We start from the raw sequence: 17,006 nt of genomic DNA, 5'->3' as shown, positions 1-17,006 counted from the left end.
TTACGTTTGGTAAGATAGGAGGGAGAGAGGTCTTTTCATGAGTGAAGTGGAAATCCACATCAAAGGCAAAACATATAAACTTCCAGTGATTACTGGAACTGATGGAAAAGAAGGTATCGACCTTACTGACTTTTACCGAAAAACAGGGCTCGTTACTGTAGACCCTGGTCTTTTTAATACTGCCCTTGGTTTATCAAAGGTTTCTAGAAGGGATCCCGAAAAAGGGGAACTCACTTACCGTGGTTATGACTTAAAAGAATTAGCATACCAATCTACTTTTGTTGAAACTTCATTTTTATTAATTTATGGAAATCTTCCCACAAAACAAGAGTTAAATGATTTTTCAAGTCGCCTCTCCAAACACTCCATGATCCATGAAGATATGTTAAATCTATTTGATGGATTCCCGGGTGTTGCGAACCCTCTTGCTGTTCTATCTGTGATGGTAACTTCTTTATCTAGTTATTACTTAGAAGAATACGAAGAAAAATTAGATATGGGTGTGGATTTGATTGCACGTTTACTTGCTAAAATTCGTACCATTGCTGCTTTTACTTACAAACACGCAGTGGGACATCCTTTTGTATACCCACTCGATAAAAATCCATATTGCACAAACTTTTTGTATATGATGCACAAACTCCCAGCAGACAATTATAATGTCCCTGAAGAATTTGATCGTATCCTAAACCAAATGTGGATTCTACATGCAGACCATGAACAAAATGTATCCAATACCGCCGTACAAGTAGTAGGTTCCACACAAGCCAATCTCTTTGCATCTATCTCTGCAGGGATTATGGCACAATGGGGAGCAAGGGAAGGGGGAAGGCCAACTGCTGCGATTGGACTCATCGAAGACATCATCAAAACAAAAACTCCTGTGAAAGATTATTTTGAAAGATTCAAAAGGGGAGGACTCACCATCCGTACGAATGGATTTGGACAAAAAGCTTATGATGTGGTAAGTCCAAGAGCACAGGTCGCAAGAGAGATCATCAAAGAATTTTACAAAAACCGCAAACTCAGTGCGGTAGAAGACATTGCTTTACAAATTGATGAAGTTGTCTGGAACGATTCTTACTTTATGGAAAATCTTTTGTACCCGAATTTAGAATACTATTCTGGATTGGTGTTCCATACATTGGGAATCCCGAAAAATATGTTTTCTGTCATGCAAGTGATTGGAAGGCTTCCAGGTTGGCTTGCCCATTGGAGAGAACAAAGGATGAAAGGAGATTTCTCAAAAGTTCGTCCAAAACAAATCTATGTGGGCGAAAACCAAAGAAAGTACATCCCAATCGCCAACCGTCTCTAAGGGAAATCGGGACCAAGTGAAACTTCATCTCCGTTGGATGGGATTCCTTTGGAGTTTGGTACTTTTGTCATGTTCTATGACAGAAGTACCGCCTACCGCTTCGAAAGGCCATCTAACAGCCGATACTTATTTATCACAATCTCACAAAACAATTCAACTCACTGGGGAGTGGGAATATTACCCGGGGCTTTTGTTTTCTCCTACGGAGCTGCCAGAACTTAAATCCATCCGTGAACCCCATTATTTTATGGTGCCTGGAGTTTGGACAAAGTCCTTTCTCGACAAAGGATTTTTGGCAGGAGATGGGTATGCTACCTTTCAATTGGAAATGGTTCATGGCCTAAAAGGAATTCCATTGTCCATGAAAGTTCCTGAAATGGAATCCGCTTATATATTGTTTGTTGATGGTGAACGATTATCATCAAATGGTTTTGTTTCTACATCTTACCAAACGGGAATACCCGAATACAGACCACAAATCATTGATTTTATACCGAAAGAAAACCACACTTCCTTTTTAATCCAAATTTCGAATTACCATCATAGAAAAGGTGGCCCAGCCCAAGTTATCACTTTGGGTCGAACCTCAGACATACACAAACAATACGAATTTGAAATCCTTAGAGATATGTTACTCGTCGGTAGCATCCTATTTATGGGCTTGTATCATATTTTCCTTTATTGGAATCGCAAAAAAGATCCATTTACCTATTGGTTTGCTCTCACTTGTATCCTTGTTGCCTTACGTGTTTTCATCACTGGAAATAAATACCTAGTCCAATTGTATCCAAACCTTCCATGGGAAATTCACTTAAAACTCAGTTACTTAAGTTTTTTCTTCATCACTCCTATATTTGCAAAGTATGTTTATTTATTATTTAAACCATATTTTTCAAGAAGGATATATGAACTCCTTAAATACTTTGGGTTTGCTTTTTGTTTCATCGTGCTTGTTACACGTTCTTCGTTTTACACATATTTGATGGTCCCTTTCCAGATATTTACTCTATTTGGAGCAATTTATACTGTTTTAGTTTTAACAAGGTCAATCCGAGATTCTTTACCAGGTTCCGTTATTTTTCTTTTTAGTTTTTTGGTTTTTGTCGCTAGTTTTGTAAACGATATCTTAGTAAACAATCTCATCATTAATTCTCCGCTCACTATCCACTTCGGGATTTTTATGATGTTCTTCGTACAATCGATTTACATTGCGCGAAATTTTTCAAAGGGATTTGTAGATGCAGAAAACCTTGCGATTGAATTATCAGAAAAAAACCAAACACTGCAAAAAGTACAAAACCAAATTACCATTTTAAATGAACGGTTAGAAACAAGAGTCAAAGACAAAACCATCGAATTACAAAGTAAGTTGGACCAAATTACTAAGGATATGAAACTTGCAAAGTCCATCATCCAAAGTGTTACAAAGGTTCCTGATATGGATCCACACATCAAAGTGGACATTCTGTACAAACCAACGGCTGATGTAGGTGGAGATATTTTCTTTGTCAAAAGAATTCAAGATTTTTATTATCGATTCTTTTTGGGAGATGCAACGGGCCATGGATTACAAGCTGCATTGTATTCTATGATGATCCAATCTGAATTTGAAAGAGTTTCTGCTGTTGCAATGCGACCTAACGATCTTTTGTTTTATATGAACCAACATTTTTATGATAAAAATGCTGATTTAAGAATTTATTTTCCTGCTCTTGTTATGGATTTCGATTTCCACCAAAGTATCCTCCGTTATGCGGGAGGTGGTGTACAAAACCAAATCATTCTAAGAAAAAATGCAGACCCAGTTATTTTGGAAAATACAGGCCCAATCATTGGTATTTTGGAACACTACCGGTACGGAATTTTTGAATCAAAAGTGGAATCGGGGGATCGAATTTTTTTGTTTACCGATGGTTTGTTTGAAGAATTAAACGAAGCAGATGGTTTGCAAGCATGGGATGATTTATTGTCCGTGATCCGAAGTACGAGAGACTTACCTTTCCAGGAAGTCATCTCATCCGTCCAAACCATGTTGTATCAGAAGATGAATAAATCGAGTTGGAAAGATGATTCCACTCTCATATTCATTGAAATCACCTAATTTATGTTACCAGTCTCCGGAAGAACCACCACCTGCGGAATCTCCACCTCCACCTGACCAACTGTCACTCGAATCACTCGAAGACCATGAATCCCCACCAGAAGACCAACCTCCGTAATATCCACCACCGCTGGATCCGCCACCACCTATGTTGGATCCAATTTTACTCCTTAGGTACATAACTAGGATAAATAAAACAATGGCTGTTATGAGTCCGAATGTACTTCCAAGGAATAAGAATAAAAACGGTACCATCGATAGTAAACCGATGATAGTGAAGATCACTCCACCAAAAGATGGGATAAAGATAGAAATTAAGGTGAAAATTCCACCAACAATGCCAGATGGAATCACATCAGCAGTGGTTTGCCTTCCAGAAGTTTGAACATCATCCTCACTCGGTGCATACTCCCCGCGTATGGCTGCCATAATTGCATTCACTCCTGCGGTAACTCCACCGTCCATATCACCCGATTTAAAACTGGGACGAAGTTCATTTCGGATGATTTGTTTTGCTTGTAAATCTGTGAGTGCACCTTCAAGTCCTCTGCCAACTGCAATTCTCATTTTGCGTTCGTTAGGTGCAATGATCAGGAGAACTCCATTGTTTTTCGATTTTTGGCCTAGTTTCCATTCGTCGAAAATTTCATTGGCAACTTCTTCAATCGTTTCATCATGAAGGCTTGGTGTTGTGTATACTGCGATTTGGTTACTTGTCTCAGCTTCAAATTGTTTTAAATTTGATTCCAATTGGTCGACTGTTGCTTGTGATAAAATGCCAGCATGGTCCATTACCCTTCTTTCCAATTTTGGAACTGGGTAACTGAAGGTAACGGCAGGGAAAGAACACAACAAGATCAAACTAAAGATACGAAATCGATTCATCTTTTGAAAACTTGTGTATAAATTTCGAGTTTTGGATTCCATCACATCAAATTCCCACCGTCACGGATTTCATTGGAAATTTCGTTTTTATCATCTTTTTCGATTTTGATATTATATTTTTTTAGTAAATCGCCACAGAAGAGAATACTCGAAACAATTCCCTCTTTCTTTTTTCCTGTTTTCATTCCTTCGATGATGAGCCTAACTGCTTCATTCCATTCCGATTTTGGAACAACTCTTGCGATTTCTTTATCTGGATACACCCGTACAAAATGTTCGAAAAGGGAAATATAAATGAGAATTCCAGTGCGATTTTTAGTTCGAAATACCTCTTCCTCCAAGAATGCTTCCTTGGTCCTTAACTCAACGAAGTATTGTTTCGAATTTTTGGGAACAAGAAGGATTCGAAGTTTAGGGAATAAAGTGAAAACTCCAAGTCCAATGATGGCTCCTACCCAAACGGAAAGAATCGCAAACATAGATTCATTTCCCCATACCAAGCCATAAACATTTTGAGCAGTATAAAAACTAATGCCTGTTATGCCGCCTGTTAAAAAAGCACCAAACCATGACCACTCTTTGTACTGATGGGAGGATTCAGCGAAAAATGGAACAATTTCGGCTGAAGTTTTTGATTCTGCTTCGCCAACAGCGGATTTGATTTCATCTAAATCTGTTTTTGAGAAATAACGCGCAAGTACACTCATGGGCAAAATGAAAACAGAATTCCCTGCCCAAATCAATCAAAAAACCTAAATTTTAGAATCGATTACGATGACTATACTCACAAGAAATAAGTGTAAAATACTAAAAAAGAAAAAACGTTTTGCAAAGCCTTTGTCCATAGACTGTTTCAATCGGAAGGCAAATGTAAGGATGAGAATTGTGAGTACGATGGCAGACAATAAAAACAAATACCCCATTCGATCATCGACAAAATAAAACCCAATGACCGAAACTGAGTAGGCGATAGCATAGATAAAAATTTGATTCACTGTCTTTTGAATGCCAGAAACAACAGGCATCATAGGAATGCCCGCAAATTCATAATCATCCTTTAGAAAAATGGCAAGGGCCCAAAAATGAGCAGGGGTCCAAAGGAAAATCATGAGGAACATGATCCACGCTTGGATGGGTAGCGAATTGGCCATCGCTGCATAGCCAATGAGTGGCCCAATACAACCCGAGATTCCACCAATCACAATATTTTGTTCTGTTCTTGGTTTTAACCAAATTGTATACAAAAATACATACAATAATAATGCTGAAAGTGCACAAACAGCTGTTAGAAGATTAACGAAATAAGTTAAGATCACAAAGGCGACGATCGCAACAAAAATTCCAAGTAATAATGCATTTGTGGGAGAAATTTCACCTGCAGGGATTGGCCTTTGTTTTGTTCTATACATGACAGCATCTCTTTCTCTCTCAATGTATTGATTGAGGATAAAAGAAGCAGAACTCATTAAATAGGTTCCAAATAAAGTAATCAGAATGGCGCTAAAACTAGGGTACCCCGTTGTTCCGAGATACATTCCCGGTAGTACTGTGGCCAGTACAAGCACTGTTACTCTCGGTTTTGTCAGTTGGTTCCACAAACGGAACATCAATGGGCCTCTTCTTTATTGGTTCTAAAATGATAAAAAGATGCGATGAAACAGCATAAAAAGACTAGGACTCCATTGAGTGTATGGAGGCCTGTGATTAATTTTGGCAAATGATATAATACATTCATCGCACCTAAAAAGATTTGGATCGAAACTAAATAAGCCGCTAGTTTTAAGAACTGTTTCACTTTTGGGTTTTCTAATGTGAGGATCGCATACGCAGATAAAGAAAGCACAAGTAATGCCGTTAGATAACCAAAGAGACGATGTTCCATATGAAATCGAATGGTTCCTACCATTTCTGGGAACCACTCTCCATGGCATGTAGGAAAGTCTGGGCAAGCCAAACCTGCATAATGAGAACTTACTTTTCCACCTAAAAATAATTGATACAATACAACAATGAGTACAATCGCAAAATAGTATTTCCCTCTTTTGTTTGTATCAAAGGTTGAATTTTTAGCTTCTGGAATCAACAATCGTATCGTTAGACATGATGATAACAAAAGGACTGCATTGAGCAAATGCAAGTTAACAGTTGTTGGGTGAAGAAGCTTTGTGACGGTTAATCCACCGAGAATGACTTGTGAAATGAGAAATAGGAGTGAGAGTCCTGCTGGAATTCCCAAAGGTTTTCTTGTTTCAGGATTTTTTAGAATCCATACAAACCCAATCCCAACGAGGATTCCTAAGATCCCTGAATAATACCGATGCCCTACTTCCATAAAAATCTGGAATGTAAACTCTGGGACAAATTTCCCATGGCATAAAGGCCAATCAGGGCATGCGAGTCCAGAATCTGTAGCCCGAACTAGGGGGCCATAGAGTAAATTGAGAAGGATCATTGCGGAAAGGATGGTGTAAAAACGTTTGAGTGTCATACGTCTATCTGTTTCCTCCAGGTTTTGTGATCTGGATTTGGGGAAAATAAAATTAATCTTGCATCTTTTAAAAATTGTTGGATAAAAAGAGCAGTTTTTCGTATAGACTATATCAGGTAAGATTATGCAAAACAAAGACCTTTACAACAAGGGTGGCTATTGGACTTTCCTTGTCACACTCGTACTCAACATTCTATTCTTCGTGTACATTTCCTTCATTCATCCGGGAACGCCAGAGAACCCAGGAATGTCGAACCCTAGCTCTCAATCCAAATAGGGGTAACAACCAAATTACGTGAACATCCGTCTTCTCATTTGTTTCTGTATTCTCGTTTCCTTTGGGTCAGTGTCTGCTTATGACCCTCACTCAAATTTAACAAGGGAAAACAAACTCCCTAAAGAATTAGAAAACATTGGATTTTCGGATGTCACGGGCAAAACTCTCAAGCTAGACATTCCCTTTCGTGATGAACAAGGAAAAGAAGTTCTTTTTTCCGATTTTCTTTCACAAGGGAAACCTATCCTTCTCTCTCCTGTTTACTTCAAATGCCCAACTTTGTGTAACTTCCACCTCAACGGAGTTTTCAAAAGTTTAAAGGAACTCGATTGGACTTTGGGAAAAGAATACCAATACATCGCAGTTTCCATTGATCCGAAAGAAAACGAGGCGGTATCGTTTCCCAAAAAAGGTGCTTATTTGAAGGATTACGACAGGGTAGGAGCAGAAACAGGTCTCCACTTACTCACGGGCACACAGGAATCCATTGATACACTCACAAAACAATTGGATTTCCGATACGCGTGGGATGCAGAAGCAAAACAATACATCCATGCCAGTGGTGTCTATGTTTTGACTCCTAATGGGAGAGTGTCTCGTATCTTCCAAGGCATCCAACTTGAACCTAGGGATTTAAAATTTGCCTTTGTTGAGGCATCTTCAGGTAAGATTGGGAGTTTTGTAGATAAGTTTGCTTTATTTTGCTTTCAATTTGATCCTAGAAAAAATAAATATACGATATACGCATACAGGATGATGCAATTCGGGGGGGCGGTCACCTTACTCCTTCTCGGTGCGTTTTTATACATAAACTGGCGAAAAATAACAAATAACAACCGTCAAGGAGTCACATAGATGTCTTGGAGCAGTCTCATTCCAGCGACCTCGTTCATGCCTATCCAGGCCACTGAAATCGCAAAAGAAGTCGATCTTCTCTATGCGTTTCTGATCATTGCAAGCCTTGTTTCGTTTGTCATCTTGATTGGTGGAATGACATGGTTCCTCATCAAGTTCAAACGTACAAGCTTAGACCAGAAATCCGCATATATTACTCACAATAATTTTGCAGAGTTTCTTTGGTCTTTTATCCCTCTCGTCATCATGATGGGAATTTTCTACTGGGGGATGGTGATTTTCGAAAAATTGAGAACCCCACCAGAAGACATTGCGGCCGAGATTCATGTGACTGCAGAGCAGTGGGCATGGACTTACCGTTATGCAAATGGAAAAGAGTTCTACAGCTCTGGAAACGATCCAATGATTGTGCCAGCTGGCAAAGCAACCAAACTCATCCTCACTTCAAAAGATGTGATCCATAGTTTTTATGTTCCAGCATTCCGAACCAAACAAGATGCGGTTCCAGGAAAACTCACACAACTATGGTTTGAACCAAAACAACCAGGGGAATACATCGTGTTCTGTACAGAATACTGTGGAACCAAACACTCCGGTATGATGATCAAAATCAAAGCAATTCCATCTGAAGAATATGCGGCATGGTACCACGCTGAGAAAAAAGGCGCTGACACTCCTGCTGATCTCGGTAAGGTTTTGTTTGCACAAAAAGCTTGTGCTTCTTGCCATTCCCTTGACGGATCAAGAATTGTCGGACCGACAATGAAAGGTCTTTTTGGATCCAACAGAAAGTTTGCTGATGGAAGCCAAACAAAGGCTGATGAAAATTACCTTCGTGAATCCATCCTTGTATCATCTGCAAAGATTGTAGAAGGGTATCCACCAGCGATGCCGGTATTCCAAGGCCAATTGTCTGATGCAGACGTTGCCAACTTAATTGAATATATCAAATCCATTAAATAAGGAAGAGAGATGAGTTCAGCACATACAAAAACCGAACATGGTCACACTGACCATAATTATCTGAACCACGGATCTGGAATCTGGTCTTGGATGACCACTCTAGACCACAAACGCATTGGACTGATGTACTTTGCAACGGTTGCTACCCTTTTCTTAATTGGTGGTTTCTTTGCATTGGGAATTCGTCTGCACTTAGCAAAGTTTGGTGCAGAACCACTTTTGTCTCCAGATACTTATAACAAGTTTATGACCTTCCATGGTGCCATTATGGTATTTATGGTGATCATTCCTGGAATTCCTGCTTTCCTTGGAAACTTTGTCCTTCCAATCCAATTGGGTGCAAAAGACGTTGCTTTTCCTAGGCTGAACCTTGCATCCTACTACATCTTCATCGCAGGAGCGGCACTTGCAGCTTCTTCCATGATCTTCAACCAAGTAGATACAGGATGGACATTTTACACTCCTTACTCGACTGCAAAAACATCAAATGGTGTGATTTTGTTAGTGATGGGAGCGTTTACTATGGGATTTTCTTCCATCTTAACGGGATTAAACTTCATCGTAACCACTCATAAACTCCGAGCACCTGGAATGACTATGGACCGCATCCCACTCATGATTTGGGCTCTGTATTCCACTTCCATCATCCAAATCTTGGCAACTCCAATCCTTGCGATCACTCTTCTCCTCATTGGAGCTGAGAAAACGCTAGGTGTGGGAATTTTTGATCCAGATCTCGGTGGAGACCCTGTTCTTTTCCAACACTTCTTCTGGTTCTACTCCCATCCTGCGGTGTACATCATGATTCTTCCTGCGATGGGTGTGATTTCTGAACTCATCACTGCGTTCTCCAAAAAAACAATTTTTGGTTACCGAGCGATTGCTTATTCATCAGTAGCGATTGCAGCAGTATCCTTCCTTGTTTGGGGACACCATATGTTTGTGTCTGGTCAGTCAACACTTGCTGGTATCATTTTCTCCATCATCACAATGTTTGTTGGGGTTCCAACTGCCATCAAACTCTTCAACTGGATTTCTACAATGTATCGCGGAACGGTTACCTTTGAAGCACCAATGCTTTTTGCTTTAGGGTTTATGTTCCTCTTTACCATCGGTGGATTAACAGGGGTATTCCTTGCATCAACTGGTATGGATGTTCACTTCCATGACACATACTTTGTTGTGGCTCACTTCCACTATGTAATGGTAGGGGGAACTCTTATGGCTCTTATGGGCGGTATCTACTACTGGTTCCCAAAAATGTTTGGTAGGATGACTTCTGATCTTGGTGGAAGGATCTCTTGGGTGCTTATCTTCACTGGCTTTAACGTAACCTTCTTCCCACAATTTGTACTAGGTGCTATGGGAATGCCAAGACGTTATTTTGACTACCTCCCTGAATACACAAACCTCAATCAAATCTCTACCGTGGGATCTTGGCTGATAGGTCTTGGATTTTTGGTAGGACTCATCACCATCATTCATGGAATTTTCAAAGGGGAAAAAGCGTCTGATAACCCTTGGGGTGCAAAAACACTCGAATGGCAAACGTCTTCTCCACCTCCACACGAAAACTTTACTACAACTCCAACTGTAACTGCAGGGCCATATGACTTCCGTTAGTTCTTCAAGTGAATTTCATCACCAACACCATTTTAAGAGTGCAGAACACCAGTATGCCTCTTCCAAACAAGGAATTTGGTTATTCCTTTGCACAGAGATTCTTATGTTCGGTGGCCTATTCGTAGGTTACCTGATCTACCATTCTTTGTATCCTACCGTCTTTAAAAACGGTTCCGAAACATTAGATTGGAAAATGGGTGCAGTTAACACAGTTGTATTACTTGTGAGTTCGTTCACAATGGCTGCTGCTATTAACTATGTGCAACGTGGTCTTCATAAAATTGCTGCGATAATGCTTGCGTTAACAATTGCATGTGCAGCGGCATTTATGGTCATCAAATACTTCGAATATAGCCACAAGTTCCATGTTGGAACTGTTCCCGGCAAATTTTCGTTAGTTGACCCTTCTTGTGCAGCGGGTGGAAAACGAGCAACTTGTGAATCAAAAATTGCCGCTCTCCTCAAAAACCCAGCTGAACTTGAAAAAAACCATGTAAGTGCGGAAGAAGTCTCTCGCTTAAAAGCTGTGATCTCCCAACCAAAATGGGAAATGTTCTACGGTTTTTACTTTGTGATGACTGGTCTTCACGGGATCCACGTGGTTGCTGGTGCACTTATGATCTTCTGGATTTTCATCAAAACTCTCCGAAGAAAAGTTGGACCTGAATATTACACTCCTGTTGAAGGTGTAGGTCTATTTTGGCACGTAGTGGACTTGGTATGGATCTACCTCTTTCCACTTCTTTACTTGGTAGGATAAAAGGGATTATAAAATGGAATACGTAATCAATTACGGACTATACTTCATTGCACTTGCGGCTGTTTTTACACCTGTTTTAGGGTTTGGAATTTTTGCTCCAGGGATTGCAACTGCAACGATTCTTGGATTTATTGTAAACTGGTTTGGTCAATTTTTCCAAACTGATCGTTTTGCAAAATTCACATCCGAAAACAAAGACAACAAACTGTTGAAGTTTGTTATGGGTGATGAAGATCATAAAGAAGATCACGCTTCTGCATCTATGTGGGTAGAGGATGGTGAAGAGGAAGAAGAACATGACCACCATGTGATTTCCATCAAAACATATGTGTTTGTGCTACTTGCTCTTTTCTTTGGAACCTTTATCACTGTTTGGGTTGCTCAATACGACTTAGGAAAATGGAATATGATTGTGGCAATGGCTGTTGCAACATGTAAAGCATTCTTCGTATTGGCTTACTTCATGCATTTAAAGTATGACAATATGCTTAACCGAGTGATTTTCCTTTCAGCGTTTGCTTTCCTTGCGTTGTTATTCGCTTTCTCTTTTGGAGATATCATCTCGAGAATTGCACCAACAACTGAAACCCCAGTAAAAACTTTTTTCTAAAAAAAAATAGAAAGTAGATTTTGGAGAAACCCGCCTTCGAGCGGGTTTTTTCGTCTAATTAGGCATCGTGTTTCAACATTTCCAGACGATCGTTTCTAGATTTTTTGATTTAATCCCCGAAAGGAAAATTTATAATTTAGAATATTGTAAAGAGTTAGATCGCCAAACAAGAATCATCCAATTCCCTGGAAGTTTAATTGGAAGCATTGCATTACTTGGTTTTGCCTTTGATACTGATGCAAAACTCCACCCAGAATTTCCGGAGATGTTTTACTTTCGGATTGGGTTTACCATCCTCTGTGTTTTTTATATATTCCTAAACTTATTCAATCAATCACGGAACATTCAATCTAGATTAGAGGGATTAACTTGGGGTTATGTTGTATATGGTTATGTGCTGTTTACAACATCGTTTTTTACGGGAAGAATTGCCGACGATGCTCCTTATGTATCCGGCTTACAAATGGTTGTCATCATTCTTTCCTTTTTGCCACTTCCCAGAAAAACACTTTTTATTTATTATCCCATTTCAATTTTTCTGTTTTTAACAACCGTTATTATATATAAACCAAATTTGAATACACCTGCCACTGATTATTCCATGCAAAACTTAATCTTAAGTTATATCTTGGGTGTTTTTAGTGGACTTATCATTGAGAGGTACAGATTCCATTCATTTTTAAACCACTTTCGTATCACAAAGAAAAATGAAGAAGTAACAAAAGCGGCAGAAGCTTTGCAGGCATTAAAGTCACAACAAGATGGAGATTATTTTCTAACCACATTATTATTTGAACCTCTAATCGGTAAAGAGTTGGATGGCAATGCTGTAACCATTGATACATTCTTAAATCAATATAAAAAATTTTACTTTCGTAACAAGGAATACCAGTTAGGTGGTGATTATCTTTCCGTATATAATTTGATCTTGCAGGGCAAACGATACAAAGCATTTTTGAATGGCGACGCAATGGGAAAATCCATACAAGGCGCCGGTGGTGCCATTGTGCTAGGAGCGGTTTACAATTCTATCATCATTCGTTCCAAAATGGATCCAACTTCCTCAAACCGCTCTCCAGAAAGATGGTTACATGATTGTTACCTAGACCTTCAAAAAATATTCGAAACATTTGATGGAGCAATGCTCGTGTCAGCCGTAATCGGATTATTGGAAGAATCAACCGGCACACTTTATTTCATAAACTTGGAACATCCTTGGGTGATTTTATATCGAGATGGAAAAGCATCATTCATTGAAGAAGAAATTCATTACTATAAATTGGGTGTAATGGAAGTTCCATCCAATCGATTTATTTCTGTTTTTCAAATGAAAAAGGGAGATAAAATTTTCTGCGGTTCTGATGGGAAAGATGATTTGGTCATCTCTAATTCTGGAAAATACCGCGATATTAACGAAGACCAAAACTTAATTTTAGACTGTATTGAAAATTCAAATGGTGAACTCCACAACTTGGTATCTGTTCTCGAAACAAAGGGAAAGTATTCAGACGATCTGAGTCTAATTTCATTGGAATATAACTTAGAATCATTAAGTAAACCTGGGAAGTTTTGGAAAGAAGCTAAAAAATTAATTAAAGAAAGGCAATATTCCCAAGCATTGGATTTACTATTGTCTTATCCTTCCGCTTTAGATACATCCATTTTGGAACTAAAATTCATAACAAAATTGTATGAAAAAGAGGGTGATCTTTTGAAAGCAATGGAATATGCAAGTTTAGCTTTAGAAAACTTTCCATCGGATACAAGTTGGATGTTCCATACATCGGTTTTGTATAAAAGACTTTATTCCATTTATAAATCCCAATCATTTTTGTTTGAATCACAAGAGTTAAGTGAGAGAGTGCGCCTTCGACAACCAAATAACATACGGAACTTAATTCATTTAGCAGATGTTTGTAGGTTGTTGGAAGATAAAGACCGCACAAGTTTCCTGGTTCAGATACTAAAGAAACTATCGCCTGAGAATAAAAAACTAGTAGAATTGATTCGTTTGTTATAATTAAAGTTATTTTTGTAACATAATGATTCTGTTCTCGATTTCCATTCGTTTGAATCCATAAAATTCCTTGATCCATTCAAATGCCTCATTTGTGTAAAAGAAGGTATGTGTTTGGTCATTTTTATAATACCAACGATCAAATGAAATGGAGTCTTCATACGGGTGTGTTAGGATATATAACATTCCATTTTTTTTGAGTAGTGACCAAAGTTTCTGAAATTCTAAATTTGGATGATGGAAATGTTCCACAACTTCTGTTAAAATGATATAATCGTATGGTTGCGTTAGATTTTCTGGATAAGGGTGGAAAAAAGGATCAAATAAATTGATCTGATATCCTTTTTCTTTGAGTAAATATTCAACAACTGGTCCTGGGCCAGCACCATAATCCAAACCAAAATCCTCTGACTTTTGATGTGTAAGGACTTTTTCTACAATTGGCTTTAAAAAATTTTGGTACTGAATATCGTGGATATCATTGTTATGCTCTAGATATCTTTTTTTTTCGTCATCAACTGTAGGTAAAAAAATTTTATCCATAAAGATAGACAAACAATTTATGCATCGATGGTATGCCCTGAATTTGTTTTGATAAAAGGGAGTCGATGGAGAGTTACAAAGAGGACAATTCATAAGAAACTAATTCCAGTTTCTTATGAATCATGTATCTTTCAATGAATATTCCCATTGAAAAATAGTGATCTTTAAAGATAGGTAAATTGAAGATCGTATCCGAATGAATTACACGTCGAATTGTTTCATGAATTCTGATCTCGGGCAATACCGTGTCATATCGAAAGCTTTTAAAACAGAATCAGCTGCCAAAAATGGATTTGGTTTACCAGAAGAAATGATTGTATGAGTCGTAGTATTTTTTGTTTTATCAAAATCTGAACACACAGCAGTAACACCTGCTGATTGTAGAGTCAGTTTGCTTTTAACAACCGTTTTTGCAGTATATGTATGTTGATAACTTCCTTTTTTAAATGAAGTATAAAATCTTGATTGTACTTCAAAATTGCCAGGCGAAAACAAAAATGGTTCTGACTTAATTTCATATTGGTTACCATCTCCATCCTTAACCAAAACATTGATTGCAAATTCATTAAACAGAATGATGCCTTTGTTGTTTTTTAACTTTGCTCTCTCTGTCTCAAATTGTTTATAAGTTATTGTATCTGTTTTTTCTCTATAATTCTGATTTGTTTCTAATTTGATTGTTTCGTCAGGTGAATGGTAAACAAAAAGTGCATCATTGGAATGATCGATTAAAAACAAAATTGGAGAAAATAGAAATGTTAGAAGGTTTAGATAAGCGTATTTGTTAAATTTTTTCTCAATTACAATGGACTTTGGTTCAAATCCATTTTTTTCAATTCGGTAGTTGAATTTTTTATCCGATTTTTCTGGATAATCAATTTGGTGGAATGTTTCACTAACTTTCTCATCATCTAAATAAATGCTCGATTCGATTTGTTCTGTATAAACTGTGATCGGCACGTGAGTTGTCGGTTTAAACATGGTTGCACAACCTATGGTGAGTAAGGTTGTAGTGAATAATGCTAGTTTGGTGAAGGTTTTTAAGGATTTTTTCATTTCAACCGATTTCATTAGCGAATAGTAATATTGTAACTCTTTTTTTAGTTTTACTTCGATAGAAATCCAGATCTTACGCAAACTGGCAGGTCCGATTTTGTTTTTCTCCAATGAATGGAATCCCAAAAAACCAGTCTATTTTTTGGGTTCTCCTTCCGATAATTGTGGTAATAGAGAAATCGGAACGCCCATGCAAAATATAGATTATTCCAGAAAGCTTCGGTCCGGCCGACCCTACGAAGGGGAGAATGCAAACCATTCTCCTTTCCCAACTCCTTCTTATTCTCAAGTCAGTGCCAAACCAAAATCTGCGTTCATCCTCCTCATTGGTGGCATTTTACTTTTTACCTCAGGAATGGTGGTTGGCATCCAATTGGGCCAAAAAGAAAGTAAATTTAAGGAAAACGCTGAAACTTCATTTTCGAATGTAGGCACAAAATCACAGGTTTCCTCTATTCCATCTCCTAACAAAAGGGAAATGGAAGAAACAAACGAAACAGAAAAATCACCTTCCGAACAGAATGGATCTTCTCCTTTTCCTGCTACATTAAAATTCCCACCAAAAAATGACCAAATCAATTATATGGTGCAAATTGGAGATTTTAGCCCAGAAGAGGCCGTATCAATCGGCAAACAGCTGATAGAATCACAGCCAAATTTAAGAGGTAGGATTTTTCGCACTTCAACTGGGAAATTATTTGCTGGTTATTTTTACCGACTGGAAGATGCAAAGGAAACTTTGGACATCGTAAAAGGTAAATTGCCCCAATTGACTGGTGCAGAAGTAAAAACCATTCGATTCTGAACTATTTTTGCCAACTTCCTTGACATTGGCCATTTTTCAGGTATACTCTAGTTAAGAGTATTTACGGAAGTTATTATACTTACTTGGCTACAAAAAAACTAAACGAAAAAACTAAAGAGCCTAAATTCAAGGTTGGGGATTACGTTGTATACCCTATCCATGGAGTAGGTGAAGTCACAGAAGTTGCTAAAAAGCTGATTCTGGGAAAGAAAAAAGACTGTTACAGTTTGGAAATTCAAGGTTCCAAAATGAAGGTCTCTATCCCTGTGGATCGCGCAATGGATGTGGGTATCCGGTCGATCATTGATAAAAAAGAGATCAAAAAAGTTCTCACTCTCCTAAAAAAGGATGAGGTCGACACGGAAGAGGACTGGAAAGTCCGTTACCAGAACAATATGAACAAGATCAAATCTGGTTCTATTTTCGAAGTGGCTGATGTGTGCCGTAATCTTTACAGACGTGCCTATGGCAAAGAACTCTCTATTATGGAGAGAAAGCTCTATGAGAGCGCCTATAATTTAGTAAAGATGGAAATTGCATTGAGTAAGGGTGTACCCCAAGAAGAAGCAGGAAACATTGTTTCCGACGTGCTGGCAGCTTCAGTGCAAGGTATGGCTCCACCACCACCTCCAAAAGAATTGGATGATGATCTAGACTTAGAATAAACTTCCGTTTTTGCTCAAACTCTTTTACAAGGATTGAGTT

General features: G+C 38.3%; 16 protein-coding genes. 10 read left to right on the top strand and 6 right to left on the bottom strand.

Going from position 1 to position 17,006, the window contains the following annotated elements:
- Positions 1 to 37: 37 nt before the first annotated feature.
- Positions 38 to 1,318 carry a citrate/2-methylcitrate synthase gene (locus ND812_RS15985; protein WP_100716548.1) on the top strand — a complete coding sequence of 427 codons (1,281 nt, stop codon included), beginning with the start codon at positions 38 to 40 and terminating at the stop codon, positions 1,316 to 1,318.
- Positions 1,319 to 1,355: 37 nt separating this feature from the next.
- Positions 1,356 to 3,419, top strand: coding sequence for a SpoIIE family protein phosphatase (locus tag ND812_RS15980; RefSeq protein WP_407658587.1), 2,064 nt, complete (start codon positions 1,356 to 1,358; stop codon positions 3,417 to 3,419).
- Positions 3,420 to 3,425: 6 nt separating this feature from the next.
- On the opposite strand, the gene ND812_RS15975 is transcribed toward ND812_RS15980, so the two are convergent.
- From ND812_RS15975 to ND812_RS15960, 4 genes are read right to left on the bottom strand one after another with little or no spacing between them, the layout of a single operon-like run.
- Entirely contained in the window at positions 3,426 to 4,304 is an 879-nt protein-coding gene (locus ND812_RS15975; protein ID WP_407658586.1) for a TPM domain-containing protein, read from the bottom strand.
- A 41-nt stretch (positions 4,305 to 4,345) separates the two neighbouring features.
- Entirely contained in the window at positions 4,346 to 5,011 is a 666-nt protein-coding gene (locus ND812_RS15970) for a TPM domain-containing protein (RefSeq protein WP_265376474.1), read from the bottom strand.
- A 45-nt stretch (positions 5,012 to 5,056) separates the two neighbouring features.
- Positions 5,057 to 5,911: a heme o synthase gene (locus tag ND812_RS15965; protein WP_265376355.1), complete on the bottom strand. Its 855-nt coding sequence runs from the start codon at positions 5,909 to 5,911 to the stop codon at positions 5,057 to 5,059.
- The gene (locus tag ND812_RS15960) at positions 5,911 to 6,792 is read right to left on the bottom strand and encodes a COX15/CtaA family protein (RefSeq protein WP_265376354.1); all 882 of its coding nucleotides are present in this window, start codon (positions 6,790 to 6,792) and stop codon (positions 5,911 to 5,913) included. The genes ND812_RS15965 and ND812_RS15960 overlap by 1 nt, the downstream gene beginning before the upstream one ends.
- A gap of 295 nt (positions 6,793 to 7,087) precedes the next feature.
- On the opposite strand from ND812_RS15960, the gene ND812_RS15955 reads away from it, so the two are divergent.
- From ND812_RS15955 to ND812_RS15930, 6 genes are all read left to right on the top strand, one after another.
- Entirely contained in the window at positions 7,088 to 7,924 is an 837-nt protein-coding gene (locus tag ND812_RS15955; protein ID WP_265376353.1) for an SCO family protein, read from the top strand.
- Positions 7,925 to 8,887 (top strand): cytochrome c oxidase subunit II, encoded by a 963-nt coding sequence (gene coxB, locus ND812_RS15950; protein ID WP_100721111.1) that lies wholly within the window; start codon positions 7,925 to 7,927, stop codon positions 8,885 to 8,887. It abuts the gene before it with no gap.
- A gap of 9 nt (positions 8,888 to 8,896) precedes the next feature.
- The gene (ctaD, locus tag ND812_RS15945) at positions 8,897 to 10,510 is read left to right on the top strand and encodes a cytochrome c oxidase subunit I (protein WP_238761556.1); all 1,614 of its coding nucleotides are present in this window, start codon (positions 8,897 to 8,899) and stop codon (positions 10,508 to 10,510) included.
- The gene (locus ND812_RS15940) at positions 10,497 to 11,270 is read left to right on the top strand and encodes a cytochrome c oxidase subunit 3 family protein (protein WP_265376352.1); all 774 of its coding nucleotides are present in this window, start codon (positions 10,497 to 10,499) and stop codon (positions 11,268 to 11,270) included. The genes ctaD and ND812_RS15940 overlap by 14 nt, the downstream gene beginning before the upstream one ends.
- A gap of 13 nt (positions 11,271 to 11,283) precedes the next feature.
- Complete coding sequence (locus tag ND812_RS15935; RefSeq protein WP_265376351.1) at positions 11,284 to 11,880, top strand: cytochrome C oxidase subunit IV family protein; 597 nt, start codon at positions 11,284 to 11,286, stop codon at positions 11,878 to 11,880.
- A 67-nt stretch (positions 11,881 to 11,947) separates the two neighbouring features.
- Entirely contained in the window at positions 11,948 to 13,900 is a 1,953-nt protein-coding gene (locus tag ND812_RS15930) for a PP2C family protein-serine/threonine phosphatase (RefSeq protein WP_265376350.1), read from the top strand.
- Positions 13,901 to 13,906: 6 nt separating this feature from the next.
- Here the strand turns inward: ND812_RS15930 and ND812_RS15925 are convergent, their stop codons facing one another.
- Together ND812_RS15925 and ND812_RS15920 are read right to left on the bottom strand one after the other, a co-directional pair.
- On the bottom strand, positions 13,907 to 14,440 hold the full coding sequence (locus tag ND812_RS15925; protein WP_265376349.1) for a class I SAM-dependent methyltransferase: 534 nt from the start codon (positions 14,438 to 14,440) through the stop codon (positions 13,907 to 13,909).
- A 201-nt stretch (positions 14,441 to 14,641) separates the two neighbouring features.
- Positions 14,642 to 15,607, bottom strand: coding sequence for an LEPBI_I2678 family protein (locus ND812_RS15920; protein ID WP_265376348.1), 966 nt, complete (start codon positions 15,605 to 15,607; stop codon positions 14,642 to 14,644).
- A gap of 79 nt (positions 15,608 to 15,686) precedes the next feature.
- Between ND812_RS15920 and ND812_RS15915 the strand changes: the two genes are divergently transcribed.
- On the top strand, positions 15,687 to 16,301 hold the full coding sequence (locus ND812_RS15915) for a hypothetical protein (protein WP_265376347.1): 615 nt from the start codon (positions 15,687 to 15,689) through the stop codon (positions 16,299 to 16,301).
- Positions 16,302 to 16,384: 83 nt separating this feature from the next.
- Positions 16,385 to 16,966, top strand: coding sequence for a CarD family transcriptional regulator (locus ND812_RS15910; RefSeq protein ID WP_004785733.1), 582 nt, complete (start codon positions 16,385 to 16,387; stop codon positions 16,964 to 16,966).
- Positions 16,967 to 17,006 lie beyond the last annotated feature (40 nt).

It is taken from the genome of Leptospira limi (genome assembly GCF_026151395.1).
GTDB classification, from domain to species: domain Bacteria; phylum Spirochaetota; class Leptospiria; order Leptospirales; family Leptospiraceae; genus Leptospira_A; species Leptospira_A limi.
The sequence above is the reverse complement of the archived record's forward strand: the minus strand, read 5'-3'. Positions and strand labels throughout refer to the sequence as shown.

Excerpts from the sequence above, each read along its gene's own strand:
- ND812_RS15965 (WP_265376355.1), bottom strand. The coding sequence starts at position 5,911 with ATGTTCCGTTTGTGGAACCAACTGACAAAACCGAGAGTAACAGTGCTT.
- ND812_RS15960 (WP_265376354.1), bottom strand. The coding sequence starts at position 6,792 with ATGACACTCAAACGTTTTTACACCATCCTTTCCGCAATGATCCTTCTC.
- ctaD (WP_238761556.1), top strand. The coding sequence starts at position 8,897 with ATGAGTTCAGCACATACAAAAACCGAACATGGTCACACTGACCATAAT.
- ND812_RS15985 (WP_100716548.1), top strand. The coding sequence starts at position 38 with ATGAGTGAAGTGGAAATCCACATCAAAGGCAAAACATATAAACTTCCA.
- ND812_RS15935 (WP_265376351.1), top strand. The coding sequence starts at position 11,284 with ATGGAATACGTAATCAATTACGGACTATACTTCATTGCACTTGCGGCT.
- coxB (WP_100721111.1), top strand. The coding sequence starts at position 7,925 with ATGTCTTGGAGCAGTCTCATTCCAGCGACCTCGTTCATGCCTATCCAG.
- ND812_RS15940 (WP_265376352.1), top strand. The coding sequence starts at position 10,497 with ATGACTTCCGTTAGTTCTTCAAGTGAATTTCATCACCAACACCATTTT.
- ND812_RS15975 (WP_407658586.1), bottom strand. The coding sequence starts at position 4,304 with ATGAATCGATTTCGTATCTTTAGTTTGATCTTGTTGTGTTCTTTCCCT.
- ND812_RS15915 (WP_265376347.1), top strand. The coding sequence starts at position 15,687 with ATGCAAAATATAGATTATTCCAGAAAGCTTCGGTCCGGCCGACCCTAC.
- ND812_RS15970 (WP_265376474.1), bottom strand. The coding sequence starts at position 5,011 with ATGAGTGTACTTGCGCGTTATTTCTCAAAAACAGATTTAGATGAAATC.
- ND812_RS15925 (WP_265376349.1), bottom strand. The coding sequence starts at position 14,440 with ATGGATAAAATTTTTTTACCTACAGTTGATGACGAAAAAAAAAGATAT.
- ND812_RS15980 (WP_407658587.1), top strand. The coding sequence starts at position 1,356 with ATGGGATTCCTTTGGAGTTTGGTACTTTTGTCATGTTCTATGACAGAA.